The organism is Micromonospora cremea (assembly GCF_900143515.1).
Taxonomy (GTDB): domain Bacteria; phylum Actinomycetota; class Actinomycetes; order Mycobacteriales; family Micromonosporaceae; genus Micromonospora; species Micromonospora cremea.
In genome coordinates this window covers 2,163,767-2,190,624 of record NZ_FSQT01000002.1, presented here as the reverse complement: position 1 = coordinate 2,190,624, position 26,858 = coordinate 2,163,767, and the positions used below count along the sequence as shown (strand labels likewise).

Sequence of the window (26,858 nt, the reverse complement as noted above, 5' to 3'; positions counted from 1 at the left end):
GTGGGGCCTCGGCCGTGGGAACCAGGTCAGAGGGTCAGGGTCCAGGTGTTGATGTAACCGGTGTCCCCGGAGTAGACGTCCCGCACCTGCAGCCGCCAGGTGCCGTTCGCCGCCTCACTGGAGACGTTGGCGGTGTAGGTCGTGTTCACGTTGTCGGCGCTGTCGAAGTAGCTGCTGTTCTTCAGCCGGTACGCCGAGCCGTCCGGGGCGACCAGGTCGATCACCAGGTCACCGCGGTAGGTGTGCACGATGTTCACCGCGATGGTCGAGGACGCCGAGGCGTTGCGGCCGCAGCCGGCGATCGTGATCGAGCTGGACGCCGTTACACCGGTGTCCGGGATCGCGACGTCGGTGCCGTTGCTGCCGGAGCAGCCGCCGCCACCCGAACCGGTCACGGTCAACGTGTAGGTGGCCGTGCGGGTGCCCGCCGCGCCGCTGCCGGTGATCGTGACCGGGTAGCTGCCGGCGGGGGTGCTCGCCGAGGTGGCGATGGTGAGGGTGGACGAGCCGCCCGAGGTCACCGTCGACGGGCTGAACGACGCGGTCGCGCCGGCCGGCAGGCCGCTGGAAGAGAGGCTGACCGACTGGGCGGAGCCGGCGGTGGTTGCCGTGCCGACGGTGGCCGTCACCGAGCCGCCGGGTGCGGTGGAGCCGGAGGTCGGCGACACCGAGACCGAGAAGTCGTTGGCCGGCGGGGTGCCGTTCACGACGTAGAGCAGCCGGTTCGGGGTGCCGGTGCCGACGTTGGTCACCACGTTCGGGGTGGAGCTGTTGACCAGGTTGTCCCGGACCTGCTGCGGGCTCCACGACGGGTTCGCCGAGAGCGCGAGCGCCGCGGCCCCGGCGACGTGCGGCGACGCCATCGAGGTGCCGCTGATGGTGTTCGTCGCGCTGCTGCCGGTGTACCAGGCCGAGGTGATGTTGACGCCGGGGGCCAGGATGTCGACGCAGGTGCCGAAGTTGGAGAAGCTCGCCGCGGCGTCGTTGTTCTGCGTCGCACCCACGGTGATCGCGGAGGCGACCCGGGCCGGGGAGTAGTTGCAGGCGTTCTGCCGGACGCCGAGGGCGTTGCCGTTGCCGGCGGCGACCGCGTACGTGACGCCGGAGTTGATCGAGTTGGTGACGGCCGTGTCGATCGAGCTGTTGGCGCCGCCACCGAGGCTCATGTTCGCCACCGCCGGCTTGACCGCGTTCGCGGTCACCCAGTCGATGCCGGCCACCACCTGGGCGTTGGTGCCGCTGCCCTGGCAGTTGAGCACTCGGACGCCGACGATCTGGACGCCCTTGGCCACCCCGTACGCCGAGCCACCAACCGTGCCGGCCACGTGCGTGCCGTGACCGTTGCAGTCGTCGGCGGAGCCGCCGTCCACCGCGTCGAAGCCGGAGACGGCCCGCCCGCCGAAGTCGTTGTGCCCGTACAGCACGCCGGTGTCGATGATGTAAGCGCGGACGTTCGACGCCGTGCTCGGGTAGGTGTACGAGCTGTTCAGGGGCAGGTTCCGCTGGTCGATCCGGTCCAGGCCCCAGGATGGCGGGTTGGTCTGGGTGCCGGCGATCGAGACGGTGTGGTTCTGCTCGACGTACGCCACCGCCGGGTCGGCGGCGATCCGTGCGGCAGCCTTCGCGCCGACCCGGATCTCGAAGCCGCGCAGCGCCGCGCCGTAGGTGCGGGCCACCGTGCCGCCGTGCCGGCCGACCAGCCGGTCCGCGTTGTCGCCGACCGCTCCCCGGCCGACGGCGGTGTCCTTGAAGACGACGATGTAGCTGTCCGCGACAGCCGTGTCCCCACCCGCCGCCCGGATGGCTCCGGTCGGTTCGGCGGCCAGGGCTGGTGTGGCAGCGGCCAACAGGGTCAGTGTGGCCACCCCGACGAGTACGGACCTGTGGGCGAGACCCATCTCCTACCTCCCTCTGACCGGCAGTCGCCCGACGCGGATCCCGGTCGGATTCATGACGGCCGATCTTTACGAGAGTAGGCCAGCGCAGTGACGAAGATAAACATGTCGAATGTTTCATAACGCGAGAAGGATGCCCCCTACGGGGCGGCGTCCGGGACGAACGAGGGCTGCGCCCGGATTCGCGGACGGCCGCGATCGGAGAGGCTGACCAGCATGGAGAGCCCCCTCGCCGCCCTGCTGCCGATCACCGTCCTGTGGCTGGCCGCTGGCGTGGTCGCGGACGGCCTGCCCCGGCTGGACCGCGCCCGCGCGCTGCGCCGACGCGCTGGACACCTGCTCGTCCTGACCCTCGTGGGCCTGACGCTCACGGGGACCGTGCTCGCGACCGGGTTGTTCAGTGCCGGAAACAGCCCGGCCGATCAGGCCGCCACCGCACTCAATCTCGCCGGGCTCCCCACACTCATGGTGGCGGTCTGCACCGTACGCCGGGTGCGCCGGCTGTGGGCCGGCGCGGGAGCGTTCGCCGCAGCGCCGGAGACGCCCGCGCCGCACGGCCTTCGGGCCGCCGCGGCGCACCCGCTGATCGGGTTGCCGTTGCAGGTGACCGCCGTGCTGACGGTGCCCGCAGTGGCCGCGGCGGGCGGCACGGATCTGCTCGCCGCACCGGGCGTCACCGGTCCGGCGATCACCGTCGGCGCGCTCGGGATCCTGGCCATCGGAGTCCGGCACGCGCTCCGCCACAGCAGGCTCGCCGAGCGGGCCCGGCCGGACGCACAGCGGTCAGCGCGAGCGCCCGGGCCCCTGCACGTATAGCAGCTCCAGGATCGCCCGGGTCGCCTCGAACCAGCGGTCCAGCCAGCCCGGCGGCGGCACGCTGCCCTTCGGCGGCAACTCCATCAGCAGGCCGCGCAGCAAAGGGTGGTCAGCCAGCGACCCGGTGGGCTCCATCGGCCAGCCGCTCGGCGGGAAGGACGGCTCGACCAGGGGGTTCGGGTCCAGTGAGGGCAGGGAGAGCGGCGTATCGCCCGCCTCGGCCGCCGGAGCCTCCCGCCCACTCATCTCCTGGTCGGTCGAGACCACCTCGGTCAGTACGGTGTCCCGACGCGCCCCGCGGTACTTGCCACCGAACCGCTCCGGCTTGCCCGGACCGTTGGTGAGGTTGTCTGACCCGATCGTCGTCATCCGTCTCGCCTGCCTCGCTGGGTTGCGGGTCGGTGCGGCGGGTCGTCGACCAGCGCCGTACCGACGGGTTCAACGAGACGGACCCGCTGTGGCGACGGGATTCCCGGCGGAACCTCGCCGAGCGCGCCTCCGCACGGCGAGCGAGGGCCGGCAGCCCGGCCACGCGAAGGCCCCCGACCGGTCGAGACCGGACGGGGACCGCACGTGACCGCTCGGTCAGGCCGAGCCGAACGCACCACCTCTGGTGCCGGCGACGAAGGCGTGCCAGTCACCCGGGGCGAAGACCAGGGCCGGGCCGGCCTTGTCCTTCGAGTCCCGCACTCCGACCGCCCCGGTCACGTACGCCACCTCCACGCAGTTGTCACAGTTCGGCCCGCTCTTCGAGCTCTTGAACCACGTTGCCTGCGTCAGGTCCACGGGGAACCCCTTGGTCGCCATTTCCACAACGGCTCCTCTGCCAGTTTTGCGATGTGTGCGACGGACTCCTCCGGACGAATGGCCGCGGCGCGGATGTGATCGAAGATGAAGCTGTACTTCTGTAGTTCGTCGCTCTTCTCAAGGAAAAGCCCACCCGTGGCGTTCTCCGCGTACACGACATCCGGATCACCGGGCTCGGGGAAACTGAGGATCGTGAAGGTGCCGTCCATGCCGGCGTGCGCACCCACCTCGAAGGGCAGGATCTGCAACGTCACGTTCGGCAACTCGGCCACTTCGACCAACCGCTTGAGCTGGCCACGCATCACCTCGTCCCCACCCACCGGCCTGCTTACCACCGCCTCATCGAGCACCACCCACAGATCGACCGGATCGTCCTGGGTCAACAACGACTGACGGCCCAGTCGGACACGCACCCGTTGGTGGACCTGATCGGCGGTGAAGTCCGGCCGGGCAGCACGGATCATCGCGCCGGCGTACTCCTCGGTCTCCAGCAGACCGGGCACCACCTGCTGCTCGTACGCCCGGATCGAACTCGCCGCGGCCTCCAGCCCGACGTACGCGCCGACCAGCACCGTGCTGTACGGGTGCCACCAGCCCTTCTGCCGGGCCTCCCTGGCGATCTGCACGAGTTCGTCGCTCTCGGCACCGACCACGCCATAGATCCGCAGCATGTCCCGGACGTCGCGCGGTGTGGCCGTCGTGTGCCCGGTCTCGATCCGGGAGACCTTCGACGCCGAGCACTCCAACTGCTCGGCGACGACTTCGATGGTGATCCCGGCGGATTCCCGCTGGCGGCGTAGCTCGGCACCGAGCCGCCGCCGCCGGATGGTGGGGCTGCGCCGCTCACTCATGGCGCTCCCCGGTCACTGCTCCCCGCCGCTGGCTGCTCGACCCCACTCGGGCTACCTCCGGTCGACGCGCCACTGGCTGCCGCCCGCCGGGGGCGCGACCGTCGACCGGCGAGCGTTCGCGGCGAGGGGGTGGTGCCGGTCATCGGCCGGCCGCGACGGGCGAAACCGGCCCTCAGTGTGCCGTCCGGACGCGGATGGCTTCAAGCGCCGCTTTGCCGAAGGGACTCACGTATCGGCAAAAGTCGACGTGCAACTTGCATGAGGCACGTCCCTGATGCACTCTGTCCGTATGGCACGGATCACTCAGCGTCTCCGTCCGGTCCCCCGGTGTGGTGATCCCACCGACCCGGGAAAGCCGGGCACGACGCAGGCCCGGCCGGCGACACCGAGAGCTGCTCCGGGGTGAGGACCCCGCCGCTGCAAGCCAGCCGGCTGCGGCGGCGGGCGCGGTTCCCGGAAGCAGCCGGGTGATGGTCGGGTGGCGGCACGCCACCAGCGGAGTACGGCCCGACCACCACCACCCGCACCACCGGTCCACGAGGCGTGACCCCGTCACCGGGCCGAGACGTTCCCCCGATCAGTCACCGCCGGCACATCTGCCGGCCGACCTCCCCAGGAGCCCATGTGCTTCCCCGCTCCGGTGACGTACTGCACGTGACTCGCGCGGCGAGTGTCCAGTTCCTCAGGCCCATCAAGTTCCGGGTGATCCGGGTGCTCGACTGGCCAACCTACGACGGTTGGCTTTGGCTCGACGGCTACGAGTTGAACACCGCGGGCGACGCGGTCAACCGTCGGTCGATCTTCGTCCAGCGGGACGGGCTGCAACAGGTGCACATCGCACCGGAGCCCCGCCCGCACACCGTACGGAGCCGGCGACCGGTCCTCCGTACGCCGGTCCAGGTGGGCTGACCGAAGCGATCCGCCGCCGGTGGGCGTGCCAGCGCCATAGAATTGGTACGCCCACCCCGGCACCGTTCCACCCGCGCGTCCAGGGCCCTGAGCCTGGGATGGTCATGGTCAATCAGCCCGCCGTGCGGCGGCACCACCGCTCCCGTATCGCCTACGCTTTTGGACTGCTCGCCCTGCTCGGGGCCGTGACCACACTCGTGGTCCTGGTCCGCGACCCGGCGCTCTCGTCCACCCGGCTGACCACTCCGGTGCCGGCACCGGAAATCACCGTGGTCGACGCCGACCCACCGACGGACGACGAACCCGGCTGGTTCGACACCCACGCCCCCGACGAACGCGCCGACGCGATCGACCCGACCGGCCCGACGGCCGGGGCCGGCGCTGGTGGCGGCGCTCAGTCCGACGGACGGCAGGAGATCACCGAAGCTGGCCCGGCCCGGCACACCGCGACGGACGTCCGCCGCTCGCTGTTCTGGTCCGGCATCTTCGGCCTCACCATCTCGCTGGCCGGCCTCGGCCTGGTCGGCACCCGCCGCCGGATGTGGTGAGCACCGGTCACGGCGTGCGCGTGACCGTCGGGCTCGGCCCGGCCGGGCTGGTCCCGCCCGAGGGCCGGGCCTGGGAGACGACCAGCAGCACCTCCTCGTCGGTGGGCACCGTGGTGCCGGCATCCGGTTCGGTACCCACCACCGTCCCCGGTGGCAGCTCGGACGGGCGGTACACCACCCGGTAGCTCAGGCCGAGCCGGTCCAGCAGCCCTTCCGCGGTGGCCTGCGGCAGACCCGCGAGCGGCGGCACCGGCACCTCGGCCGGCGCGGTGGTGGCCGCCGGGCTGCTCGGCGTCGCGCTGGTCGGCGCCGCCGAGGTCGGAGCCGCGCTGGTCGGTGCCGCCGAGGTCGGAGCCGCGCTGGTGGCACTGGCCGGCGGTAGCGACGGAGTGGACCCCGGGTCGTCGTCCCGGTCGTCGTTCTGCGCGGCGAGCACCACCCAGAGCGCGGCGCCGAGCAGGCCGGCGAGCAGGAGCGCGAGCACGCCCCAGAGGATCGGCAGCCACCAACGCCGACCACCCTGCTCCTCGGCGTACCACTCTCCGGAGGGCTCGGCCGATCGGGGCGCCCGTACCTCCGCCCGCCCGGACCACGGCGCCGGGGTCACCCGCTCGGCAGGCATCCGCGCGGTCCGGTCGGCCGGCGTGCCCGGCTGCGTCGCCGCGGAACGGTCGATCGGCATGGTCTGGTCGGGCGACCCAGCGGGACCCGACGCGGCACGGTCGATCGGCGCGGTCTCGTCGGGTGAGGCGGGGGTAGGGGCGGCGGGTCCGGGCGGCGGCGGCTCCGGCCGGTCGGCGGTGGGGGGCAGCGGGCGCGTCCGGTCGTCATGCTCCCCGGCGGGCGGCTCCTGGCGGTCGTCGCTCATCGCACGTCCTTTCCCGAACCGGGCGGGCGCCATGACCCTCGACCGCCAACCTAACCGCCCGCACCGTCATCGGCGCGGATCAACGGCCCGAACCGCCCGGCCCTGTCGGGCACCGAAGGGGCGGCATGCGCCCGCCGCTGGCGGACGGACTCCGAGGTGGGATCGCGTGTGCGCGCCAGGTCTGCGGGCGGAGAAGGGTTCGCGGGCCGGAGATCAGAAAGGGGGATTCGTGCTGGGCAGGCTCGGCGGCGTCGCCCCGCACCAGATGCTGACCTCGTCGTTCCAGCGGGCCTGGCCGTCCTCGGCCGGTTCCTGCCGGCTCACCTTGCCACTGCGACCGCTGCGGTAGCGCGGGTAGAGCCCCTCGTCGACCAGCTCGTCGGCGGCCTTCGCGCAGTCGTCGCCGACCACGTCCGGCACCTCGGCGTCGGGCGGCGGACCGGCAACCCGCAGTTGCACCGTGGTGCCCCGGGTCACCTCCGTGCCCACGGCGGGCGAGGTGCTCTCGACCGTACGACCGGTGCCGCTGCCGAAGACCAGCCGCCAGCCCAGCCGCTGCTTGCGCAGGGCGTCCCGGGCCTCGACGAAATCGGTGCCGACCACCGGTGGCACGGTCAGCCCGGACCCCTTGGTCGCGCTGGCGGAGGTCCGGGGGGCGGAGGGTGTGGTCCGGCCGGTGCTCGGCCGGGGTGCGGTGGCCCGTCCGGTCGGCGAACCGGTCGCCGTCGCCACCGCCAACGGATCCGCCGGAGGTGTGTCGTCCTCACCGGCCAGCAGCCAGCCACCGGTCGCACCGATCGCGGCGAGGAGCACGGCGACCAGCCCGCCACCCAGCAGCACGCTGGCCCGGCCCGCACCGCCGCCGTCCCGGCCTGCGACGGAATCATGCCGACCCGTGTTCGCGTCCGTCATTGCGCCCACCGCCTCATCACCGGCGACCGTACCGGTCGTCGCCCAACCCGTTGCGTCTGCGGTCCACCCCGGCGGGTAGTTGCCACTCGCCGCGCCGACGACGGGACGTTACGCTGCCCGGCATGGCCAGACGGGGCTGGGGAGTATCGATCGTGACGGCGATCGGGGTCGCTGCCGGCGCTGGCGCCGCGCAACTGGGCTTCGGCTACGGGCTCGGCGTCATCACCTGGACGCCCACCGATGCGGGGGCCACCGACACGGCCTGGGCGGATGGCCTCGCCTGGGCCACGTGGCTCGCCGCCAGCTCCACTGTGATGGGTGCGGTCTGTGCGCAGCGCCTGCACTCCAGGGCCGTGCCGCCCGCGGCCGGGCCGACGGTGAGCGCCCCGGATCCGATGCCTCCCCTCGCGCCGGCCCCGGCGGGCGAGTCCGAGCCGGCAGAGCGGTCGGAGCCGGTGACCCCCGAAGCCGCGCGTCCGGCTGCGATCGAGGGCACCCGCCCGGGAGCGGACCGGGCGAGCGCCACGGACGGCGCGACGGAAGCGGTGGCCGAGGTCCTGCCCAGCGAGCGTGGGGGCCTGCTGCGACGGGTGTCCCTGGCGCTCGGCGCCGCGATCGGCGGTCTGGTCACCGTGCTTCTGGTCGCCGTACCGGCGCGCGTCGCGGTGGGCGCCGACACCGGTGCGCCGCAGCGGGTGGCGGCCGTACACGCGGGGCTCGGCATCCTGATCGGGGTGCTCGTCGCGCTCTGGGCGCTGCGCTCCCGCGCCGCCGCGGTGAACGTGACCGCGACGGCCGCCTGGCTCTGGCTGCTCGCGGTGGTCTCGGTGATCGACGGGGTACGCGTCGGGCGCGGGCTGACCGGCGCCCAGCTCGGCACCTGGCAGCTCGACCCGGACCACCCGCGGTACTGGATCGGAGACCAGCTCTACTGGCCCGGTGCGCTGCTGGCGCTCGTTCCCGCGCTGCTGATCGGCGCGCTGGCCGCCCGGCGAGCCGCCCGGTCGACCGGGCACCGGGTCGGCGCGGCGGCCTCCGGCGCGGCCGGCCCGCTGCTCGTCGCGCTCGCCTACCTGACCACCGTGCCGCACTGGTCGGCGCTGGGCCCCGCACAGCTGTCCACCCAGCTGATCGCCCCGTATGCGGTGATCGCCGGCGTCGGCGGATCGGTGCTGGTCGCCGTCCTCGCGGAGCGGGCCACCCGGAGCCGGCCGGTCGACCCGGACGCCAGCGCTCCCGTCGGAGCGGACGCGAAGCGGACCGCCGAGCCTGACTCGACCCGGGCCGGCGAGCACGACGCCGATCCGGTGAGCCCCACGACCGAGGCCAGCAGCGGACGCGGAACGGACGCAGCCGGTGCCGCACCGCCGGCGGCCGGGACCGTTCCGCGAAAGCGGGACGCGGCCCGCGCACCCCGGGTGCCGGCGCCCCGCACGGCCCCGGACGCCGACCCGACCGGTTCCCTGGACGGCGAACCGGCGGAGGGCGCGGCGCCCGGCGGCCGGCGGACCCGGTCACCGCGGCGGACCGGGCGACCCCTCACCGACTGAGTCGCGGGCGGTCCGACGGTGCGCCGGCGGCCGGGACGAGGGCGACCGGGCGTGCAGGGTCAGTCGACCGGCCAGGTGTGGACCGGCTCGTTGCCGCGCTGAAGTTCCGCGTAGCGCTGGACCATGTGGTGCAGCGCGGCGGCCCGGTCCATGCCCCGGTGCCGCTCCGCCGCCCAGACCGCCTCGGTCTGCCAGACGGCGCCGTTGCGGCCGGTCCGGCAGCGCTGCTCGATGATGCCGAGCAACCGGTCGCGCTGCACCGGAGCGACGCCGAACCCGTCCAAACCGGCCGCGGCGGTGGGCAGCAGCTGCTCCAGCACCAGCTTGGTTACCGGCACATCGCCGACCCGCGGCCAGTGCAGCACCGCATCCAGGCCGCGCCGGGCGGCGGCGTGGAAGTTCTCCTCTGCGGAGCTGAAGGTGAGCTGACTCCAGATCGGCCGGTCCGCCTCGGCTAGGCCGCGGGCCAGCCCGAAGTAGAAGGCCGCGTTGGCCAGCATGTCCACCACGGTCGGACCGGCCGGCAGCACCCGGTTCTCCACCCGCAGGTGTGGACGGCCGTTCATGATGTCGTAGACCGGGCGGTTCCACCGGTAGACCGTGCCGTTGTGCAGCCGCAGCTCGCCGAGCTGGGGCACACCGCCGGAGTGCAGCACCTCCACCGGGTCCTCGTCCTCGCAGATCGGCAGCAGCGGCGGGAAGTATCGGACGTTCTCCTCGAACAGGTCGAAGATCGAGGTGATCCAGCGCTCGCCGAACCACACCCGGGGGCGTACGCCCTGGGCCTTGAGTTCGTCCGGGCGGGTGTCGGTCGCCTGCTCGAACAGCGCGATCCGGGTTTCGGCCCAGAGCTGACGGCCGTACAGGAAGGGAGAGTTCGCCCCGATCGCCACCTGCACCCCGGCGATGGCCTGGGACGCGTTCCAGTAGTCGGCGAAGCTGTCCGGGGCGACCTGGAGGTGGAACTGGAGACTGGTGCAGGCGGCCTCGGGGGCGATCGAGTCGGTGTGCGTCCGCAACTGCTCGACGCCGCGGATGTCGAGCTCGATGTCCTCGCCCCGGGCGCCGACGATCTGGTCGTTGAGCACCCGGTAGCGCTCATTGGTGGAGAGATTGTCCTCGACGAGGTGCCCCTCGGTGAGGGTGGGCAGGATGCCGACCAGGACGATCTTCGCGTCGGACTTGGCCGCACGCTCGTCGGCACGGGAGAGGCTGCCGCGCAGGTCGTGTTCGTAGTCGGCGAAGCCGGTGCCCTCGATCAGCCGGGGCTCGGCGTTGAGTTCCAGGTTGAACTGCCCCAGCTCGGTCTGGAAGAGCGGGTCGGCGATGTCGACGAGGATCTCCTCGTTGCGCATCGCCGGCTCGGCCGCCGAGTCGACCAGGTTGAGCTCGATCTCCAGGCCGGTCATCGGCCGGTCGGCGTCGAAGCCGAAGTCGTCCAGCATCAGGGCGAAGACGTCCAGGCACCGCCGGACCTTCTGCCGGTAGCGGACGCGGTCCTCCCGGGTGAAGGCGCCCTGCGAGACGTCCCTGCCCATGTGTCCTCCCGGCGGCCGGCGCGGTCGGGATCCTGCCGTCCCGGAAAGCGCATTGTGAACCATCCACGTTAAGAGCGCCCGCCTGACCGGAGCCAGGGGCCGGTGCCGATGATGCGAAACCGGCCGGCGCGGACGTGCTCGTGGCGCCATCTGTACCCCGTCGGGAGCGTGCCGGACCCACTGGAGGTGCGAACAACCCGTGACAATTCACACGCAGGTGGCGACGGCTGGCGGAGACGACGACGGGCCCGCGCCGACATGCGGCGCGGGCCCGGACGTACCGGCGATCCGAAGGATCAGGCCTGGCGGACGGCCTCGCCCTCGATCTCGATCTTGATCTTCCTGCCGACCAGCACGCCGCCGGTCTCCAGCGCGACGTTCCAGGTCAGGCCGAACTCCTCGCGGTCGATCTCGGTGTGCGCGGAGAAGCCGAAGATGTCCTGGCCGAACGGGCTGCGGCCGACGCCCTCGAACTCCACCTTGAGCTCGACCGGACGGGTGACGTCCTTGATGGTGAGCTCACCGGTGAGCACGAACTCGTTGCCGCGACGGGACTTGACCCCGGTGCTGCGGAACTCCAGCGTCGGGTACTTCTCGACCTCCAGGAACTCGGGGCTGCGCAGGTGCGCGTCCCGGTCGACCTGGGTGGTGTCGATGCTGGCGGCCTGAATGGTCGCGACGACCGACGACTGCAGCGGGTCCTCGGCGATGGTGATGGTGGCGGCGGCCTCGTTGAACTCACCGCGGACCTTGCTCACCATCATGTGTCGGGCGACGAAGCCGACCCGCTTGTGCGCCGCGTCCAGCGCGTAGGTGCCGGCCGCCGGGATGGTGAGGCCGTCCCAGTCGCGGGTAACCGCATCAATGCTGCTGGTCATGCTGACTCCTCCAGGAGAATGTTTAGTAGCCCAACGACTGCCTGAGCAACTATAACCATGGCAATATTCCCCGTGTCAAGTACTGGTAGGATGAACGAGTGACCAACGTGTTCGACGATCCCCGGATCACCGCCGTCGGCCTGCTCTACGAGGTGCACGCCGGGCTGTCGGCCCGGTTCGCTGCCCAACTCGACGAGCAGGGCCTCTCGGTGGTCGAGTTCGAGGTGCTCACCCGACTCGCCCGCTCGCCGGGCAACCAGCTGCGGATGACCGATCTCGCCGCGCAGACCTCCCTCTCCACCAGCGGGGTGACCCGCGTGGTGGACCGGATGGAACGCGACGGGCTGCTCACCCGCCGGGCCTGCCCGTCCGACCGCCGCAGCTCTTTCGCCGTCGTCACCGCTGCCGGCATGCAGCGGCTGGATGAGACGCTGCCCGGGCACCTCCGGATCATCGAGCAGTGGTTCACCGGCCAACTCGACCCCGAGGCCCTGGCCGCGCTGCTCGACGGTTTGCGCCGGGTGCGCGACGCCGTCCACCCGTGCGCCACCGCTGGCAGCACCGACGACCCCGAAGAGGTCGCCGCCGACGGAGCCGCCCGGCCCTGACCGCCGGCCCCACCCGTACGGCAGCGGACGGGCCGGCCTGAGCGGTGTCGCGTCACCGGCAGAAAGACCGGCAGAACTGACCTTGGCAACCGGACCTATCGCTCGCAATAGACTTTCCGCCCCCATAGCGGTGGCAGGCTTCCTGCACCGGGGATTCACCGGGGGGTGACGGCGCGGGCGAACAGCGAGGGGTGCACCAAGGGGGCTTTTCGTCCGCGCCACTCCCGCCCGGCGGTCCGCGATGCCGCCCACCCCGCGACGACGGAGCGGCCGGCCCGCCGCGACTACCCCGCGCCCGGCCCACCCCGGGCGGCGACCAACGCGTAGAGCAGCCCCGACTCCTGCGGCAACAGTCGGATGCCACTCTCCCGGCAGACCTCGTCGAGACGGTCCAGGACCGCCGGGTCCGCGGTGCTCGCGGCCAACCCCACCAGCGCCTCCACCACGTCCCGCCGATCCTGACCGGCCTCGGCGGCGGCGGCGAACCACTCCGCGGCCAACTCCCGGTCACCCCGGTGCAGCGCCAGATTCCCCTCGATCAACGCGCAGATCCCCGCCTCCGGTCCACCCCGGGACAGCACCGTTTCGTCCGCGCGCGGTCGTGGCGGCCCGGCCCGCTCCGCCCACGATCGCGCCGGTACGGCCACCGCCACCTCGGCGATCCCCGCCCGCAACTCGGTGAGCACCTCGGTCGCCTCCGCGCCGCGACCATCCTGGGCAAGCGCCAACCCGACCGTGCCGAGCACCCGGCGCCGATGCCCCGGGTCACCCAGTTCGGACAACGCCGCCACGGCCCGCCAGCCCTGGTCGACGGCATCGGCGTACCGGCCCTCGAGGCGGGCGACCTCGGCGCGGTTGGCCCAGGCCAGCACCCGCAGCCGCTGCTCCCCGCTCTCGGCGGCGAGCCGGTCCACCGCGGCCAGCCGCCGACGCGCCGCGGCCAGGTCACCGACCCGGATGTCATGCCAGGCGAGGCTGTTCTGGGCCACCGCGAGGTGCCGGGTCCGACCGTTGCGGGCCGCCAGCCGGAGCAACTCATCGGCCTGCTCGCGGGCCTCGTCGTGCCCGCCGACGGTCATCAGCAGCGCGCCGAGCACGTTCCGCGCCTCCAGCTCTCCGGTAACGTCGCGGGCCCGCCGGAACATGTCCAGCGCGGCCCGCGCGGTCGGCAGTTCGTCCGGACCCGCACCGTGCTCGGCGGCGAGCCGGGCCACCCCGAGGGTCGCCCAGCCTCGCAAAACGAGATCAGCGTCGGCGGTTCGCGGGTCCGCCAGCAACCGGCGCAGCCACTGCCGGCCGGCGACATCCCGCCCCCGGAAGCGCCACCAGCGGGTCAGGCAGGCCGCCAGGCGAAGCGCGGTCACCGGGTCGTCGGTGGCCGCGTGGGCCAGCGCGGAGCTGATGTCGCTGCTCACCTCATCCAGCCGGTGCACCGCGTCGGGCAACCGGGGGCCGGCCAGATCGGCGGCGGTCCGCGCCACCAGGCGGGCGATCACCTCCGCGTGCCGGCGTCGGACGCACGCCAGCTCGCCACCGCCGGCCGCCTGTTCAAGGGCGAAGTCGCGGACCGCGTCGAGCAGCCGGAACCGGAAGGACCCGGTGCCGCGCACGCTCAGCAGGCCGAGTTCGACGAGCCGGTCCAGCAGCGGGACCGGGTCGATCGCCACCGTGCCGTCCCGGTCGGCCTCGTCGGCGAGCATCTCCTCCGCCATCTCCACCGACCACCGGTTGCCGAACATCGCGAGCCGCCGCAGCGCATCCCGCTCGTCCGGCGCGAGCAACCGGTAGCTGGTCGCCACCGCGTCCCGCAGGGTGACCGCCACCGCGGCCGGGGTGGAATCGGTGCCGTTCGAACCGCGGGTGGCCGCGTCCGGTCCGTCCCAACCAGGATGGACCGACGGGTCGCCAGGCGTCGCCAGGTCGAGCACCCGGTCGCCGTACCGGTCAAGCAGCTCGGTCAGGTCGAGGAGCCGGCCCCGGGCCGCCATCAGCTCGATGGCCAGCGGCAGCCCACCCAGCCGGCGGACCAGCGCGGCCAGCGCCGGTAACTCGTCGGGGGTGGGCGGCTCCCGACGGATCTGCGCGAGCCGGGCGGTGAACAGCGCGACCGCCGGCCACGACCCGAGCGTGGCCGGTCCGGACCGCTCGGCGTCCGGCGGCGGCACGTCGAGCGGCGCGACCGGCCAGACCCGCTCGCCGGGCAGCCCGACCGGGTGCCGCCCCGTGACCAGCACCCGCAGCGAGGGCAGCGCGCCGGTCAACCGGTGCAGTGTCTCGGCCACCGGTCCGGGCGCGCGCTCCACCGCGTCCATCAGCAGCAGCGCCGGACGGCCGACGAGCCGAGCGGTGAGCTCCGGCAGCCGGGCCGCACCGAGTACGGCCATCGAGGCGGCGAGCACATCCGGCCCGTCCGATCCCTCGCCGATCAACACCCCGGCCACGCCGGCCGGGTGGGCGTCGGCGGCGACGTGCGCGACGGACAGCGCCAACGCGGTCTTGCCGACCCCGGCCAGCCCCACCAGGCTCACCAGCCGAGGACCGTGCTCCGCGGTCAGCATCGCGGCCAACTCGGTGACGTCGCGGTCCCGACCGATCAGCGCGACCGCCGGTGGGAGGGCGATCGGCGGGGCGGACCCGACCGGGTCGGCTGCCGACGTGGTGGGGCCGGTGACCGCGAGGGCCGACAGGGTGACGTCCGGCCGGAGCGGCTCACCGCCGGCCTGGCCCCGGGCAGCGGCCAGAAACGCCGTCCGGGCAGCGCCGGTCAGCTCCAGAGCTCCGGCGAGCAGCTCGACGGTGGTGCGCTGCGGTCGGACCGACCGGCCGCGCTCCAGGTCACGCACCGTCCGCACGCCCACTCCGGCCCGGGACGCCAGCTCCATCTGGGTCAGGCCGGCGGCACGCCGGTGCCCGCGGAGCAGCTCCGCCAGCCCGCTGCGACCGGCCGGGCTCCGCGACCGTTCATGATCCGGAGTCATGGGCACGAAGAGTACGGATCGACTCCCACCATCGGCAGTCGAACGTCGGGCTGCCGACGCACGCTCGCCGATATCCGACAGCCGGGTCGGACAGCCCCGCCGTAGGCGGCTGGGCGACCGGGCCGGCTCCAGCTCCGGTCAGATGCCCAGGTCGCGCGCGATGATCATGCGCTGAACCTCGCTGGTGCCCTCGCCGATCTCCAGGATCTTGGAGTCCCGCCAGAACCGGGCCACCGGGGACTCGTTCATAAAGCCGTAGCCGCCGTGGATCTGGGTGGCCTCCCGGGCGTTATCCACCGCGATCGTGCTGGCATGCAGCTTGGCGATGGCGGCCTGCCGCTTGAACGGCTCACCGGCCAGCATCCGCGCGGCGGCGTCGTAGTAGGCCAGCCGGGCGGTGTGCGCCTTCAGCTCCATGTCGGCGATCTTGAACTGGATCGCCTGGTTGGCACCGATCGGCCGGCCAAAGGCGTGGCGCTCCTTCGCATACTTGATCGACTCGTCGACGCAGCCCTGGGCGAGACCGACGGCCAGCGCGGCGATGGCGATCCGGCCCTCGTCGAGGATCTGGAGGAACTGGGCGAAGCCGCGCCCCCGCTCGCCGAGCAGGTTCGCCGCCGGCACCCGGCAGTCGTCGAAGGTCAGCTCGTGGGTGTCCGAGGCGGTCCAGCCCACCTTGGAGTAGCCCGGCGCCACGGTGAACCCCGGCGTGCCGTTGGGCACGATGATGGTCGACAACTCCTTCGAGCCGTCCGGGTTCGTACCGGTCACCGCGGTGACGGTGACCAGGGCCGTGATGTCGGTGCCCGAGTTGGTGATGAACGCCTTCGAGCCGTTGATCACCCACTCGTCACCGTCCAGCACCGCCCGCGTCTGCGTGCCGGCGGCGTCCGAGCCGGTGCCCGGCTCGGTGAGCCCGAAACCGGCCAGCGCCTCGCCGCTGAGCAGCTTCGGCAGCCAGGTCGCGCGCTGCTCATCGGTGCCGAACCGGTAGATCGGCATCGCGCCGAGCGAGACCGCCGCCTCGAGCGTGATCGCCACGCTGGAGTCGACCCGGGCCAACTCCTCCAGGGCCAGGCAGAGCGCGAAGTAGTCGCCACCCATGCCGCCGTGCTCCTCGCCGAAGGGCAGGCCGAACAGGCCCATCTTGCCCATCTGCCGGATCACCTCGTACGGGAAGGTGTGCCGCTCGTAGTGCTCGGCGATGACCGGGGCAACCACCTCGCGCGCGAAGTCCCGCACGCTCTCCCGCAGCGCCGCTTGTTCGTCGGTGAGCCGGAAGTCCATCTCATCCTCCTGTGTGGACGGGGCCGCCGGGCGCTCGTGACGCCGGGACGGTTCGCTGTGCTGGCCCGGTCGAGAGGTCAGACCGGTGTGACGCCGTGCCGGCGCCGGGAGAAGTGCCGATCCTTGGTACGCGCCGCGGCGAACCGGCGGACCAGTTCGGTACGCAGGTCGTGCGGCTCGACGATGGCGTCCACCACCAGCTCGCTGGCGAGCCGGACGACGTCGATGTCCTGCTCGTACTCGGCCCGCTTGGCAGCGACGAAGGCGGCCCGCTCGTCCGCGTCCGGGATGGCAGCGATCTTGTTGGCGTAGACCGCGTTCACCGCGGCCTCGGCCCCCATCACCGCGATCTTCGCGGTGGGCAGCGCGATGGTGGCGTCCGGCTCGAACCCGGGGCCGGCCATCGCATAGAGGCCGGCGCCGTACGCCTTGCGGACCACCACGCAGATCTTCGGCACCGTCGCCTCGGAGATGGCGGTGACCATCTTTGCGCCGTGCCGGATGATGCCCTGCTTCTCCACCACGCTGCCGACCATGAAGCCGGGCACGTCGCTGAGGAAGAGCAGCGGCACGTTGAACGCGTCGCAGAGCTGCACGAACCGGGTCGCCTTGTCGGCCGAGTCGACGAAGAGCACGCCGCCCTTGAACATCGAGTTATTGCCGACCACGCCGACGACCTCGCCGTTGAGGCGACCGAAGCCGATGGTCAGCTCCTTGGCCCAGAGCGCCTGGATCTCGAAGAAGGAACCCTCGTCGAGCAGGCCCTTGACGTACCGCCGCATGTCGAACGCCTGCCGCTCGCTGGCCGGCACCAGCGCGGCCAGGTCGGCCTTCTCCGGCGCGGCGACGGCCTCGGCGGCCGGCGGCGTCCGGGTCCAGTTCGCCGGCAGGTACGACAGGTAGCGGCGCACCACGTCGAGGGCGTCGGCCTCGGTCTTGCAGAGGAAGTGCCCGACGCCGGATTCGGCGGTGTGCACTTTGGCCCCGCCCATCGCCTCCAGGGTGGTCTTCTCGCCGGTGACCATCTCGACCATCCGGTCGGAGCCGAGGTACATGCTGGCGTTGCCGTCGACCATGGCCACCACGTCGCAGAACGCCGGAATGTACGCCCCACCGGCGGCGCTCGGGCCGAACAGCGCGCACACCTGCGGGATGGAGCCCGAGGCGCGAACCTGGTTCCAGAAGATCTTGCCGGCGCCGCGCCGGCCGGGGAAGAGGTCGACCTGGTCGGTGATCCGGGCGCCGGCGGAGTCGACCAGGTAGACCATCGGCACGCCGGTGCCGTACGCCCGCTCGATGATCCGGATGATCTTTTCGACGGTGCGGGCGCCCCAGCTGCCGGCCTTGACGGTGGAGTCGTTGGCCATCAGGCAGACCTGTCGGCCGTCGATGGTGGCGGTGCCGGTGACCACGCCGTCGGCGGGCAGCCCCTCGGCCAGCGCGTTGGCGTAGAGGCCGTCCTCGACGAACGAACCCTCGTCGACCAGGAGCGCGACCCGCTCACGGGCGAAGAGTTTGCCCTTGGCCGCGTTCGCCGCGTGGTACTTGTCCGCGCCGCCGGACCGGGCCCGCTTGCGCAGCTGCTCCAGCGCCTCACCGTCGAGCGTCACGCTGACTCCCTCGCCGTACTGACCTGAACGATCGTTAGGCTATCGCATTCGTGCGACACCCGGCGACCCACCGGCGGCCCGGGCGGCGGTCGGGTGGCGCGGGGAGGTGAGCACGGGCGCGCCTTCGAAAGAAGTATTGAAATACATGAATCTATGTCCCTAGGCTCCTGACACCCCCTCCTCCCGGATTGGAGTCAGCGATGACCTCACGACTCAATCGGCTCGCGGTCGCGTTCGTCGCGACGGCGCTCGCCACCCTCGGCGTCACGATCGCCAACCCCTCGCCCGCGTCCGCCGCCATGACCATCTGCTACAACACCAGCCAGGCGGGAAGCTTCGCCGGCACCGCCAACCAGGCCGCCTCGATCTGGAACAACGCCACCGTCAACCTGACGCTCTCCGCGAACTGCGGCTCCAACCTGCGGATCTACCAGATCACCGGCGGCGGCTCATACGCCGTGCGGACCAGCCTCGGCAACGGCCGGGTCTACATCGACGCGCGGCAGGCGGCGCAGTACAGCCCGCTGCGGATCATGACCCACGAGATCGGCCACATCCTCGGCCTGCCGGACAACTACAACGGGAACTGCGCGCTCCTGATGTCCGGCGGCAGCGCCGGCACCAGCTGCACCAACCCGTACCCGAGCACCACCGAGGCGAATCGGGTGAGCAACCTCTTCGCCGGCACCCGTATCGCCACCGAGCGCAGCACGGACCGCGCCGGAGCGGACATCTTCCGCGACAGCTGGCCGGCCGCGCTCACCCCGGTGGGCTGACCCGCTCGGCAGACACGTCGGAGGGGCCGGCACGCTGCCGGCCCCTCCCCGCGTTGCCGAGCGGGTCAGCTCGGCATCGGCGTCAGCCGGGTACGGGGGCCGGCACGCAGGACGCCGGACGGGAGCTTCTTGCCGAGCAGGTGCTCGGCCAGCTCGGCCGCCTCGATCAGCGCGGCCAGGTCGATGCCGGTGTCGATGCCCATGTCGTGCAGCATGTGCACAGCCTCCTCGGTGGCCAGGTTGCCGCTGGCACCCGGGGCGTACGGGCAGCCGCCGAGGCCACCCACGCTGGCGTCGAACTCGGTCACCCCCAGCTCCAGCGCGGTCAGCAGGTTGGCCAGCGCGGTGCCCCGGGTGTTGTGGAAGTGCAGCAGCACCGGCACGTGCGCGTTGCGATCGCGTACCGCGGTCAGCAGCTCGCGGACCCGGCGCGGAGTGCCCATGCCGGTGGTGTCACCGAACGCGACCCGGTCCGCGCCGTCGCGAACCACCCGATCCATGATGCCGGCCACCCGCTCCGGGTCGACGTCCCCCTCGTACGGGCAGCCGAAGCTGGTCGCCACGATCACCTCGACCCGTGCGGAGGCACCGTGCAGCAGGTCGATCAGCTCGGCGATGTCGTCCAGCGACTCGTCCGTGGAGCGGTTGACGTTGCGCCGGTTGTGCGTGTCGCTGGCCGAGACCACAACCTCGATCTCGGTGAACCCGGCGGCCAGGGCCCGCTGGGCGCCGCGAGTGTTGGGCACCAGGGCCGAGTAGCGCACCCCGTCGGCCCGCGCCGCCCGCTGCCACACCTCATCGGCGTCGGCCATCTGCGGGATCGCCTTCGGGTGCACGAACGACACCGCCTCGATCCGGCGTACCCCGGTCGCGGAGAGCGCGTCGAGCAACCGCACCTTGGCGTCGGTCGGGATCGGGTCCTCGTTCTGCAGCCCGTCGCGGGGCCCAACCTCGCGGATCGACACGGAATCTGGCAACTGGCTCATCGGTCACCTCGCTGTGACGTCGGATCGGGGCGGGATGTCGGCTCCACCGCGCCCTTTGCACTGCTTCAACGGACGCAACGGCGACTGTCCGCTATCCGGACGACCGCTGTTGCGTCCAGGTAAGCAGAGCAAAGGGCGCGGCTGCCAGTGCCGCCGGGCCACCGGCTCGGCGGCCCGGCCGGGTCAGCGCATGCGTCCGACGATGCCGGTGTCGTAGGCGCCGGACAGGAACTCCTCGTTCTCCAGCAGCTCGGCGAAGAAGGGCAGGTTGTTCTTCGGGCCCTCGATCTGGAAGGCGGCGACCGCCGTCCGGGCCAGCTCGATCACCTCGTCGCGGGTGGCGCCACTGATGATCAGCTTGGCCATCAGGCTGTCGTAGAACGGGGTGACGGTGTTGCCCTCGGTGTAGCCGGAATCCACCCGGACCCCTTCGCCGGTCGGCTCCACCCAGGTCCTGACCACGCCCGGGCCGGGCAGGAAGCGCTTCGGGTCCTCGGCGTTGATCCGCATCTCGATGGCGTGCCCACCCGGCGCCAGCGCATCCGGATCGAAGGTCGGCGCCAGCCCGGACGCCACCCGCAACTGCTCCTCGACCAGGTCGACGCCGTAGACGTACTCGGTGACCGGGTGCTCCACCTGGAGGCGCGTGTTCATCTCCAGGAAGAAGAACTCGTTGGTGGCAGGATCGAGCAGGCACTCCACCGTGCCCGCGTTGCGGTAGCCGACCGCTTCACCGGCCCGCACCGCCGCCGCCAGGAAACGCTCGCGCAGCTCCGGCGACACCGCCGGAGACGGGGACTCCTCGACCAGCTTCTGGTTGCGGCGCTGCACCGAGCACTCCCGCTCGCCCAGCGCCACCACCCGGCCATCGGCCAGGCCGAGGATCTGCACCTCGACGTGGCGCACCCGGGGAAAGTACCGCTCGATCAGCACCGAGCCGTCACCGAACATCCGCTCCGCGAACGCGCGCACCTTGTCGTACTCGGTGCGCAGCGCGGCCTCGTCGACGGCCACGCCCATACCCATGCCACCGCCACCGGCGGCGGCCTTGACCATCACCGGGTAACCGATCCCGGCGGCGGCCGACACCGCCGTGTCCAGGTCGGCGGCCGGGTCGGTGGTGCCGGGCGCGACCGGAACGCCGGCCGCCGCCATCAGGTTCCGGGCGTTGATCTTGTCGCCCATCGCGGTGATCGCGTCCGCGCCGGGGCCGACCCAGATCAGGCCGCTCGACTCGACGGTACGGGCGAACTCGGCGTTCTCCGACAGGAAGCCGTACCCGGGGTGGATGGCCTGCGCGCCGGTCGACTTCGCGGCGGCGAGGATCGCCTCGGCGTTGCGGTAGCTCTGCGCCGGGTTCGGCGGGCCGATGAGAACGGCCTCGTCCGCCTCGGCGACGAACGGCAGGTGGGCGTCGGCCTCCGAGTACACCGCGATCGCGCGGATGCCGAGCCGCCTGGCGGTCCGGATGATCCGGCGGGCGATCTCGCCCCGATTGGCGACCAGCAGTGACTCGATCATGTTTCCTCCCGGCGTCCGGATGTTGGGACGGTTGTCAGGGAACCATGACCGGCACGCTTCTGACGAGTCGGGCTCAGGCGAGCAGCGCGGCCAGGGCGGCGTCACGCAGCAGCTCGGCACGGCGCCGCCGGTCCACCTCGCCACCGAGGAACGGGGTCGAGTTCATCAGGCCGAACGCGGCGTGCGCCAGCACCCGCGCCTCGCCGTCGGGCATGCCGGGGTGCAGCGCGGTGAGCACCGTGACCCACTCCTCGACGTAGAGCCGCTGCAGGCGGCGGATCCGCCGCCGCGGCTCGTCCGGCAACCGGTCCAGCTCGTGCAGATGCAACGCGATCACCGCCGGGTTGGCCAGCGCGAACTCGACGTGGAAGTCGATCAGCGACTCCAGTACGCCGCGCGGGTCGTCCGGATGCCCGGCGGAGCGCTCCCGCCCGCCGGCCAACAACCCTTCACTGACCGGAATCAGCGCGGCGGCGAGCATCGCCTCCTTGCCGGCGAAGTGGTGATAGAGCGCCGGACCGGTCACCCCGGCGGCCGCGCCGATGTCGTCCATCGACACCCCGTGGTAGCCCCGGGCGGCGAACAGACCGACCGCGATCTCCAGGATCTCGTCCTTGCGGGACCGGCGTCGGCCCGCACCCGCCGCGCCCCGTGCCTGCTGCTCCACCGTCACGCGGCAAGCGTAGACCGCGAACTGCGCGCGGTGGAGCGGTGGTTACCGGTCGGTTGCGCAGGCCGCACCGCGGTCAGTCGTCCGGGTCGAGGTCGTGCTCCGCCCGCAGCGCCGCGGCCTCCGTGGGCCGGTCCAGCAGGTCCAACGCACGGGCCAGCAGCCAGGCCGTCTGGCGTACCGGCCGCGAGTCGGCCGGGAGCCCACCGAGCACTCGGCGCAGCAGCGGCTCCGCCTCGGCCGGACGGTCCAGGCGCAGCAACAGTTCGCCCGCGAGGATCTCCACCTGCGCTGCCTCGCCGAACGCCTCGATCGATCGCAACCGGTCGGGCACCCCGGCGAGCCGGCTCAGGGCCTCGTCCGGCCGGTCTTCGCCGGTCAGCACCCGCGCCCCGGCCTCGGCAGCCATCGCCAGTTCGTACGTCACCGGCGGCGGCTGCTCCGGCTGCCCGGCCAGCGTCGCCGCCACCCCGTCCACCAACTCGATGGTGCGTACCGCCGCCGGCCGGTCATCGGACCAGAACCAGGCGTACGCCTCCCGCCGGCGGGCCCGCAGCTCGTCGAGGGGCAGGTCGGCGAGCCGGTACGCGGTGGCGGCAGCCGCGAACCGCTCGGCGGCCACCGCGTCCCGGTCGGCGTCGTAGAGGATGCCGCCGGCCTCCTCCAGCACCTGCGCGCGGTGCGGGAGGTTGTCCGGGCCGTCCAGATTGTCGGCCAGCCGCTCCAGCAGTGCCAGCGCCGGGTCGATCTCGCCGAGCCCGGCGTAGACGCCGGCCAGCAGGTGCCGGCAGCGGTCCGCCTCCGCCTGGGCGCCGAGCCGGTCCAGACCGAGAACGGCCTCCTCGGCGACCTCGGCCGCCTCACCGAGCCGACCCACCATCCGGTACGCGTTGGCCAGCTCCCAGCGCAGGAAGGCGTCCCCCTGCGCGCCCCGCTCGACGCAGAGCGTCACCGCCTCGACGAAGTCGTCCACCGCGTCGGCGGCCCGCCCGGCGGAGAGCAGCGCCCGGGCCCTGGCGACCCGGACCGGCAGCTCCGCATCCGCCGGCGCCACCCGCAACGCCTCGTCACAGGCGGCCACGGCGTCGGCCGGATCGTCCACCGTCCTGACGTACGTCAGGCAGGCCGCCGTGATCACCTCGCCGATGCCCAGCTCGCGACCGATCCGGCGAGCCTCGTCGGCGGCCGCGCGGGCCTCCTCGACGCGGTCGGACTGCTCCAGCAGGTGTGCCCGATGCAGCGCGATCCGGGCCGCCAGGTGCCGGTCGCCGCCCGCGTCGGCCGGCGCCCGGTCGAGCGCGTCGAGCGCCTCCGCCCAGCGTTCCCGGTGCAGCAGCGCCAGCGCCACCCGGTCATGCCCGGCGGCCCGCTGTCGGGCGTCGCCGAGCCGCTCCAACGCCTCGGCAGCGGCTCGGACCAGCGCCAGCCCCTCCTCGGCGTCGTCGTCGGAGCGGGTCAGCAGCACGCCGAGCCGCCCGGCGACCACCTGGGCGGGCAACTCCTCGGCCGCCTCCCGGTACCGGCTCAGCGCCGCCCGGTTCATCTCGATCGCGCCCGGGATGTCGTCCTCGTCGCCGCGCTCGGCCGCCCGCAGCGCCAGCCGGTGCGCGACCGTGCGCGGTGGCAGGTCGTCGGTACCGAACCGTTCGTCGCAGGCGGCCAGCGCCGCCCGGAAGGTGGCCCGGTCGTGCCGGCCCCAGCTCTCCTCGGCGAGGGCCAGCAGCTCGTCCGGGCCGGCGTCGGCGGGCAGGGTCACGGTGGTCCCGTCGCCAGCCCGCGCCCGGTCGGCGGCGGCCGGTGGCGCACCCCGGTCCGGGTGGATGCTCGGCTCCTCCCCGGTCGGGCGGGCCGGGCGGCGGCGGACGCTGGCGGAGAGCGGCAGGTGCTCACCGCTGGCCCGCACGGCGAGCCGGTGGGCGATCCACTCCGACTGGTGCGCGGTGCCGTTGCGGGCGTCGAAGCGCGCGGCCAGCTTGGTCGCGGTCTCCGCCAGCTCGTCGGCGAGCACCAGCGCCGGCACCTCCCCGGCCAGCCGGCCCTCGGCGGCACGGCGGTACACGGTCGGCGCGCCGATCAGGCCGGCCTGGCGCAGCGAGGCGGCGGCGGTCGCCGCGAAGTGCATCGCGGCGGCCGGCGACGGCGGCCGGTCCAACCAGTCCAGGTGCCGTTCGACCAGCTCCACCGCCCGCGCCTCGTTGCCGGTCAACGTGCAGAACTCGATGTGGTCGCCGATGTCCCACAGGTCGGCGAGGTTGCCGCGCAGCCGGCGGTACGCCTCCCGGTGCGCGTCCCGCGCCGACTCACCCCGCCCGGTGCGCAGGTACGGCAGGAGCAGCGCGGTGAGGATCGCCTGCGGCTGCTCGGTGCAGGTGAGCCGACCGGCGAGCACCGGCTCGGCCAGCGTCACCGCCTCGGCGTCCCGCCCGGTGTCGGCCAGGTAGCCCACCTGGCTCGTCGGGTCGCAGCCGGCGCAGTCGGAGAGCTCGTCGCGCGGGGTGGTCTGCCAGAGCCGGTACCAGTGCGCGGCCGCCTCGGCGTCGCCCACGTGGTCGGCGACCCGGAACCGGTGCTTGTGGACGGTCTGCAGGCTGTGCCCGCCCCCCTTGTAGCGCCGTTCCATGTCGTCCAGCACCGCGTACGTGCGGTCCAGTGGCACCTCGGGGAACTTCAGCAGGCCGGACACCATGTACTTGAAGTGCCACAGTAGCTGGTGCAGGTGGCGCTGGTGGTAGGGCTGCGGATCGCGGTCGAACTCGGACAGGCACCAGGAGAAGGTCACGAAGGACTTCGCCGGCTCACCGCCGTAGACGTACCCGGTGGTGGCCTGCATCCGGGTGACGAAGGCGAGGTGCCGGTCGTCCGCGGCGTCCACCCGGCGCAGCAACTGCTCCAGCGCGGCGATCTGCCCCGCCCCGTACGGCATGTCGGCGATGCCGCGCAGCACCCGCCACAGATCCTCGTCGCCCATGCTCACTCCCGTCCCGGAACGGCCCGGCCGAGCAGGCCGAGGAAGGAATCGTTCAAAAGAGCGGCGTCGGCCGCGCGAATCGGATGGTGGCCGAGCAGCAGCGCCTGCCCGTACAGCGCCTCGACGGCGAGCCCGACCAGCTCCGGGTCGGCCAGCATGGTGACCCGGCGGACCAGCGGGTTGCGGTGGTTGAGCACCAACTGCGGGCGGTCCGGCGGAGCGGTGGCGGCGAGCGCGTCGAGTACGCCGCCCCACAGCTCGTCGGCCCGGTCCCGGCTGGCCGCGAGCTGGTCGTTGAACGCCGCCGACCGGCTGACCAGGTAGAGCGCGGGCAGCGAGACCGGGTCGTACGCCCGGATGACCACCTCGCAGCCGGAGCGCTCGACGGCCCGCTGCGCCGCGGTGAGGAACGGCCGCAGGGCCAGCTCCACCTGTGGGTCGAGGCCGTCGAAGCGGGTGGTGAGGTCGCTCGGCTCCAGCCGCTCGATCAGCACCGAGCGGTCCACCACCGGCAGCCGCTCGATCAGCTCGGTGTCGTAGGTGTAGCCGGCGTTGACCACCGCCAGGTCCTGCGCGGCGGCCACCGCGGCGAGCTGGCGGAACTCGTCGAGGCTCGCCGCGTAGCGGAGCACCCCGTAGCGCTCGCGGAACTCGGCGAGGGTGAGCGTGCCGACGTTGGTGTCCATCGGCCACCACCGGTCGACCAGCCGCAGCATCTCGTCGTCGTGCAGCGCCAACGCCTTCACACCGAGGTGGTGCACCTGGAGGAACTCGGCCAGCCGGTGCGGGTCGTGCCGCGCCAGCCGGACCAGCCAGCCGCGTACCTGGTCGCCGAGCGCCTCCCGGGTGGAGGTCAGCAGGGTGTCCTCGTAGAGGGCCTCCCGGCTGGCGGTCGGGCGCAGCTCGGTCGCGTCCACCACGCAGTGCGCGAAGAACGCCCAGTCCGGCAGCAGCCCGTCGGCGTGCTCGGTGAGCAGCATCCGCTTGAGGTAGACCCGATGCCCGGCCCGGGCCGCCGGGTTCACCGGGGTGGGCAGGATGAAGGCGACACCGGTCAGCCCGGCCTCCGGCACGGTCAGTGGCACCACGTCGAACGGGTCGACGCCGAGCATCTCCCGGGCGTACCGGATCAGCGCGGCCCGGTCGACCGGCGCTCCCGCCGTCGTGGGCCAGGGTGGCTCGCCGGTGGTGGTGACCACGTCGCCGACCCGGACGGTGACCGGCAGCAGGGCACCGAAGAGCCGGGCCAGGTCGGTGACGGTCGGGGTGCTGAACCACTGGTCGGCGTCCCGGCGGGGCACCAGCGTGACCGTCGTGCCCGGCTCGGCGCGGGCGGCCTCCGGCGGCGCCACCGTCACCGCGTAGCGGCCGTCGGCGTACCCGGTCCAGCGGACCGTGGGGTGGTCCCCGTGCCGGGTGAGCACCTGGATCTCGTCGGCCACCAGGAAGCAGGAGAGCAGGCCGATGCCGAACTGGCCGAGGAATTCGTGCCGGGAGAAGCCCAGCTCGTCGCGCTTGGAACTGCGGCCGATGGTGGCCAGCAGCTCGTGCACCTGCGCCTCGGTGAGGCCGATGCCGGTGTCGTGCACCCGCAGCGTGCCGTCGCCGGTGATGTCCGGCGGCTCGATGCGGACCAGCGCGGGAGCGTCCGGCTCGTTCGCACGTCGCGCGGTGATCGCGTCCACCGCGTTCTGCAGCAGCTCGCGGACGTAGACCCGCGGGCTGCCGTAGAGGTGATGACTGAGCAGGTCGACCACGCCACGGAGGTCGACCTGGAAGGTGTGGTCCACGCCTGAGTTCTCCCCGGTCCGATGCCGGCGCCCACCGTACCGATGATCACCGAGACGTGCGTCCCCCTTTCGCCCAGCGGCTTGACCCTCGA

At 72.7% G+C, this 26,858-nt stretch carries 22 protein-coding genes; 6 read left to right on the top strand and 16 right to left on the bottom strand.

Going from position 1 to position 26,858, the window contains the following annotated elements; genetic code table 11:
• Window positions 1–26: 26 nt before the first annotated feature.
• Entirely contained in the window at window positions 27–1,898 is a 1,872-nt protein-coding gene (locus BUS84_RS23615) for a S8 family peptidase (protein ID WP_084757569.1), read from the bottom strand.
• A gap of 213 nt (window positions 1,899–2,111) precedes the next feature.
• On the opposite strand from BUS84_RS23615, the gene BUS84_RS23610 reads away from it, so the two are divergent.
• Window positions 2,112–2,711, top strand: coding sequence for a hypothetical protein (locus tag BUS84_RS23610; protein ID WP_074315669.1), 600 nt, complete (start codon window positions 2,112–2,114; stop codon window positions 2,709–2,711).
• Here BUS84_RS23610 and BUS84_RS23605 read toward each other — a convergent pair.
• The 3 genes from BUS84_RS23605 to BUS84_RS23595 form a co-directional block, all read right to left on the bottom strand.
• The gene (locus BUS84_RS23605; RefSeq protein ID WP_074315668.1) at window positions 2,679–3,080 is read right to left on the bottom strand and encodes a hypothetical protein; all 402 of its coding nucleotides are present in this window, start codon (window positions 3,078–3,080) and stop codon (window positions 2,679–2,681) included. The two genes, BUS84_RS23610 and BUS84_RS23605, sit on opposite strands and share 33 nt — an antisense overlap.
• 216 nt (window positions 3,081–3,296) lie before the next feature.
• The gene (locus tag BUS84_RS23600) at window positions 3,297–3,518 is read right to left on the bottom strand and encodes a DUF397 domain-containing protein (RefSeq protein WP_074315665.1); all 222 of its coding nucleotides are present in this window, start codon (window positions 3,516–3,518) and stop codon (window positions 3,297–3,299) included.
• Entirely contained in the window at window positions 3,488–4,369 is an 882-nt protein-coding gene (locus BUS84_RS23595) for a helix-turn-helix domain-containing protein (RefSeq protein WP_030487606.1), read from the bottom strand. Before BUS84_RS23595 ends, BUS84_RS23600 begins: the two co-directional genes overlap by 31 nt.
• Before the next feature lie 624 nt (window positions 4,370–4,993).
• Here BUS84_RS23595 and BUS84_RS23590 point away from each other — a divergent pair.
• Window positions 4,994–5,278 (top strand): hypothetical protein, encoded by a 285-nt coding sequence (locus BUS84_RS23590; protein WP_074315663.1) that lies wholly within the window; start codon window positions 4,994–4,996, stop codon window positions 5,276–5,278.
• A 98-nt stretch (window positions 5,279–5,376) separates the two neighbouring features.
• Window positions 5,377–5,826, top strand: a complete 450-nt coding sequence (locus BUS84_RS23585; RefSeq protein WP_074315661.1) for a hypothetical protein — start codon at window positions 5,377–5,379, stop codon at window positions 5,824–5,826.
• A 7-nt stretch (window positions 5,827–5,833) separates the two neighbouring features.
• On the opposite strand, the gene BUS84_RS23580 is transcribed toward BUS84_RS23585, so the two are convergent.
• Window positions 5,834–6,694, bottom strand: a complete 861-nt coding sequence (locus BUS84_RS23580) for a PASTA domain-containing protein (RefSeq protein ID WP_084757568.1) — start codon at window positions 6,692–6,694, stop codon at window positions 5,834–5,836.
• 213 nt (window positions 6,695–6,907) lie between these two features.
• Complete coding sequence (locus tag BUS84_RS23575) at window positions 6,908–7,606, bottom strand: PASTA domain-containing protein (RefSeq protein WP_074315659.1); 699 nt, start codon at window positions 7,604–7,606, stop codon at window positions 6,908–6,910.
• A 152-nt stretch (window positions 7,607–7,758) separates the two neighbouring features.
• On the opposite strand from BUS84_RS23575, the gene BUS84_RS23570 reads away from it, so the two are divergent.
• Window positions 7,759–9,156 (top strand): hypothetical protein, encoded by a 1,398-nt coding sequence (locus BUS84_RS23570; RefSeq protein WP_074315657.1) that lies wholly within the window; start codon window positions 7,759–7,761, stop codon window positions 9,154–9,156.
• A gap of 59 nt (window positions 9,157–9,215) precedes the next feature.
• Here the strand turns inward: BUS84_RS23570 and BUS84_RS23565 are convergent, their stop codons facing one another.
• Both BUS84_RS23565 and BUS84_RS23560 read right to left on the bottom strand, forming a co-directional pair.
• Window positions 9,216–10,694: a glutamate-cysteine ligase family protein gene (locus tag BUS84_RS23565; RefSeq protein ID WP_074315655.1), complete on the bottom strand. Its 1,479-nt coding sequence runs from the start codon at window positions 10,692–10,694 to the stop codon at window positions 9,216–9,218.
• Window positions 10,695–10,990: 296 nt separating this feature from the next.
• Complete coding sequence (locus BUS84_RS23560) at window positions 10,991–11,572, bottom strand: YceI family protein (protein WP_074315653.1); 582 nt, start codon at window positions 11,570–11,572, stop codon at window positions 10,991–10,993.
• 98 nt (window positions 11,573–11,670) lie between these two features.
• On the opposite strand from BUS84_RS23560, the gene BUS84_RS23555 reads away from it, so the two are divergent.
• Window positions 11,671–12,180: a MarR family winged helix-turn-helix transcriptional regulator gene (locus BUS84_RS23555; protein WP_074315651.1), complete on the top strand. Its 510-nt coding sequence runs from the start codon at window positions 11,671–11,673 to the stop codon at window positions 12,178–12,180.
• 284 nt (window positions 12,181–12,464) lie between these two features.
• Here BUS84_RS23555 and BUS84_RS23550 read toward each other — a convergent pair whose 3' ends face one another.
• The 3 genes from BUS84_RS23550 to BUS84_RS23540 form a co-directional block, all read right to left on the bottom strand.
• Window positions 12,465–15,158, bottom strand: coding sequence for an ATP-binding protein (locus BUS84_RS23550; RefSeq protein ID WP_074315649.1), 2,694 nt, complete (start codon window positions 15,156–15,158; stop codon window positions 12,465–12,467).
• A 138-nt stretch (window positions 15,159–15,296) separates the two neighbouring features.
• A complete protein-coding gene (locus BUS84_RS23545) occupies window positions 15,297–16,445 on the bottom strand; it encodes an acyl-CoA dehydrogenase family protein (protein ID WP_074315648.1) in 1,149 nt (382 codons plus the stop codon).
• Between the two features lie 77 nt (window positions 16,446–16,522).
• A complete protein-coding gene (locus tag BUS84_RS23540; RefSeq protein ID WP_074315646.1) occupies window positions 16,523–18,055 on the bottom strand; it encodes an acyl-CoA carboxylase subunit beta in 1,533 nt (510 codons plus the stop codon).
• A 200-nt stretch (window positions 18,056–18,255) separates the two neighbouring features.
• Here BUS84_RS23540 and BUS84_RS23535 point away from each other — a divergent pair, with 200 nt between their 5' ends.
• Window positions 18,256–18,831, top strand: a complete 576-nt coding sequence (locus BUS84_RS23535) for a snapalysin family zinc-dependent metalloprotease (RefSeq protein ID WP_074315644.1) — start codon at window positions 18,256–18,258, stop codon at window positions 18,829–18,831.
• Window positions 18,832–18,896: 65 nt separating this feature from the next.
• Here BUS84_RS23535 and BUS84_RS23530 read toward each other — a convergent pair whose 3' ends face one another.
• The 5 genes from BUS84_RS23530 to BUS84_RS23510 form a co-directional block, all read right to left on the bottom strand.
• Window positions 18,897–19,808 (bottom strand): hydroxymethylglutaryl-CoA lyase, encoded by a 912-nt coding sequence (locus BUS84_RS23530; RefSeq protein ID WP_208869913.1) that lies wholly within the window; start codon window positions 19,806–19,808, stop codon window positions 18,897–18,899.
• 192 nt (window positions 19,809–20,000) lie between these two features.
• Complete coding sequence (locus BUS84_RS23525) at window positions 20,001–21,338, bottom strand: acetyl-CoA carboxylase biotin carboxylase subunit (RefSeq protein ID WP_074315640.1); 1,338 nt, start codon at window positions 21,336–21,338, stop codon at window positions 20,001–20,003.
• 73 nt (window positions 21,339–21,411) lie between these two features.
• Window positions 21,412–22,011 (bottom strand): TetR/AcrR family transcriptional regulator, encoded by a 600-nt coding sequence (locus BUS84_RS23520; protein ID WP_074315637.1) that lies wholly within the window; start codon window positions 22,009–22,011, stop codon window positions 21,412–21,414.
• 73 nt (window positions 22,012–22,084) lie between these two features.
• Window positions 22,085–24,976, bottom strand: coding sequence for a hypothetical protein (locus BUS84_RS23515; protein ID WP_074315635.1), 2,892 nt, complete (start codon window positions 24,974–24,976; stop codon window positions 22,085–22,087).
• Between the two features lie 2 nt (window positions 24,977–24,978).
• A complete protein-coding gene (locus BUS84_RS23510; protein ID WP_074315634.1) occupies window positions 24,979–26,766 on the bottom strand; it encodes an HSP90 family protein in 1,788 nt (595 codons plus the stop codon).
• Window positions 26,767–26,858: the final 92 nt, after the last annotated feature.

What these genes read in the sequence shown, in the direction of transcription:
- BUS84_RS23615 (WP_084757569.1), bottom strand. Translation starts at nt 1,898, where the DNA reads ATGGGTCTCGCCCACAGGTCCGTACTCGTCGGGGTGGCCACACTGACC.
- BUS84_RS23610 (WP_074315669.1), top strand. Translation starts at nt 2,112, where the DNA reads ATGGAGAGCCCCCTCGCCGCCCTGCTGCCGATCACCGTCCTGTGGCTG.
- BUS84_RS23605 (WP_074315668.1), bottom strand. Translation starts at nt 3,080, where the DNA reads ATGACGACGATCGGGTCAGACAACCTCACCAACGGTCCGGGCAAGCCG.
- BUS84_RS23600 (WP_074315665.1), bottom strand. Translation starts at nt 3,518, where the DNA reads ATGGCGACCAAGGGGTTCCCCGTGGACCTGACGCAGGCAACGTGGTTC.
- BUS84_RS23595 (WP_030487606.1), bottom strand. Translation starts at nt 4,369, where the DNA reads ATGAGTGAGCGGCGCAGCCCCACCATCCGGCGGCGGCGGCTCGGTGCC.
- BUS84_RS23585 (WP_074315661.1), top strand. Translation starts at nt 5,377, where the DNA reads ATGGTCATGGTCAATCAGCCCGCCGTGCGGCGGCACCACCGCTCCCGT.
- BUS84_RS23580 (WP_084757568.1), bottom strand. Translation starts at nt 6,694, where the DNA reads ATGAGCGACGACCGCCAGGAGCCGCCCGCCGGGGAGCATGACGACCGG.
- BUS84_RS23575 (WP_074315659.1), bottom strand. Translation starts at nt 7,606, where the DNA reads ATGACGGACGCGAACACGGGTCGGCATGATTCCGTCGCAGGCCGGGAC.
- BUS84_RS23565 (WP_074315655.1), bottom strand. Translation starts at nt 10,694, where the DNA reads ATGGGCAGGGACGTCTCGCAGGGCGCCTTCACCCGGGAGGACCGCGTC.
- BUS84_RS23560 (WP_074315653.1), bottom strand. Translation starts at nt 11,572, where the DNA reads ATGACCAGCAGCATTGATGCGGTTACCCGCGACTGGGACGGCCTCACC.
- BUS84_RS23550 (WP_074315649.1), bottom strand. Translation starts at nt 15,158, where the DNA reads ATGACTCCGGATCATGAACGGTCGCGGAGCCCGGCCGGTCGCAGCGGG.
- BUS84_RS23545 (WP_074315648.1), bottom strand. Translation starts at nt 16,445, where the DNA reads ATGGACTTCCGGCTCACCGACGAACAAGCGGCGCTGCGGGAGAGCGTG.
- BUS84_RS23535 (WP_074315644.1), top strand. Translation starts at nt 18,256, where the DNA reads ATGACCTCACGACTCAATCGGCTCGCGGTCGCGTTCGTCGCGACGGCG.
- BUS84_RS23525 (WP_074315640.1), bottom strand. Translation starts at nt 21,338, where the DNA reads ATGATCGAGTCACTGCTGGTCGCCAATCGGGGCGAGATCGCCCGCCGG.
- BUS84_RS23515 (WP_074315635.1), bottom strand. Translation starts at nt 24,976, where the DNA reads ATGGGCGACGAGGATCTGTGGCGGGTGCTGCGCGGCATCGCCGACATG.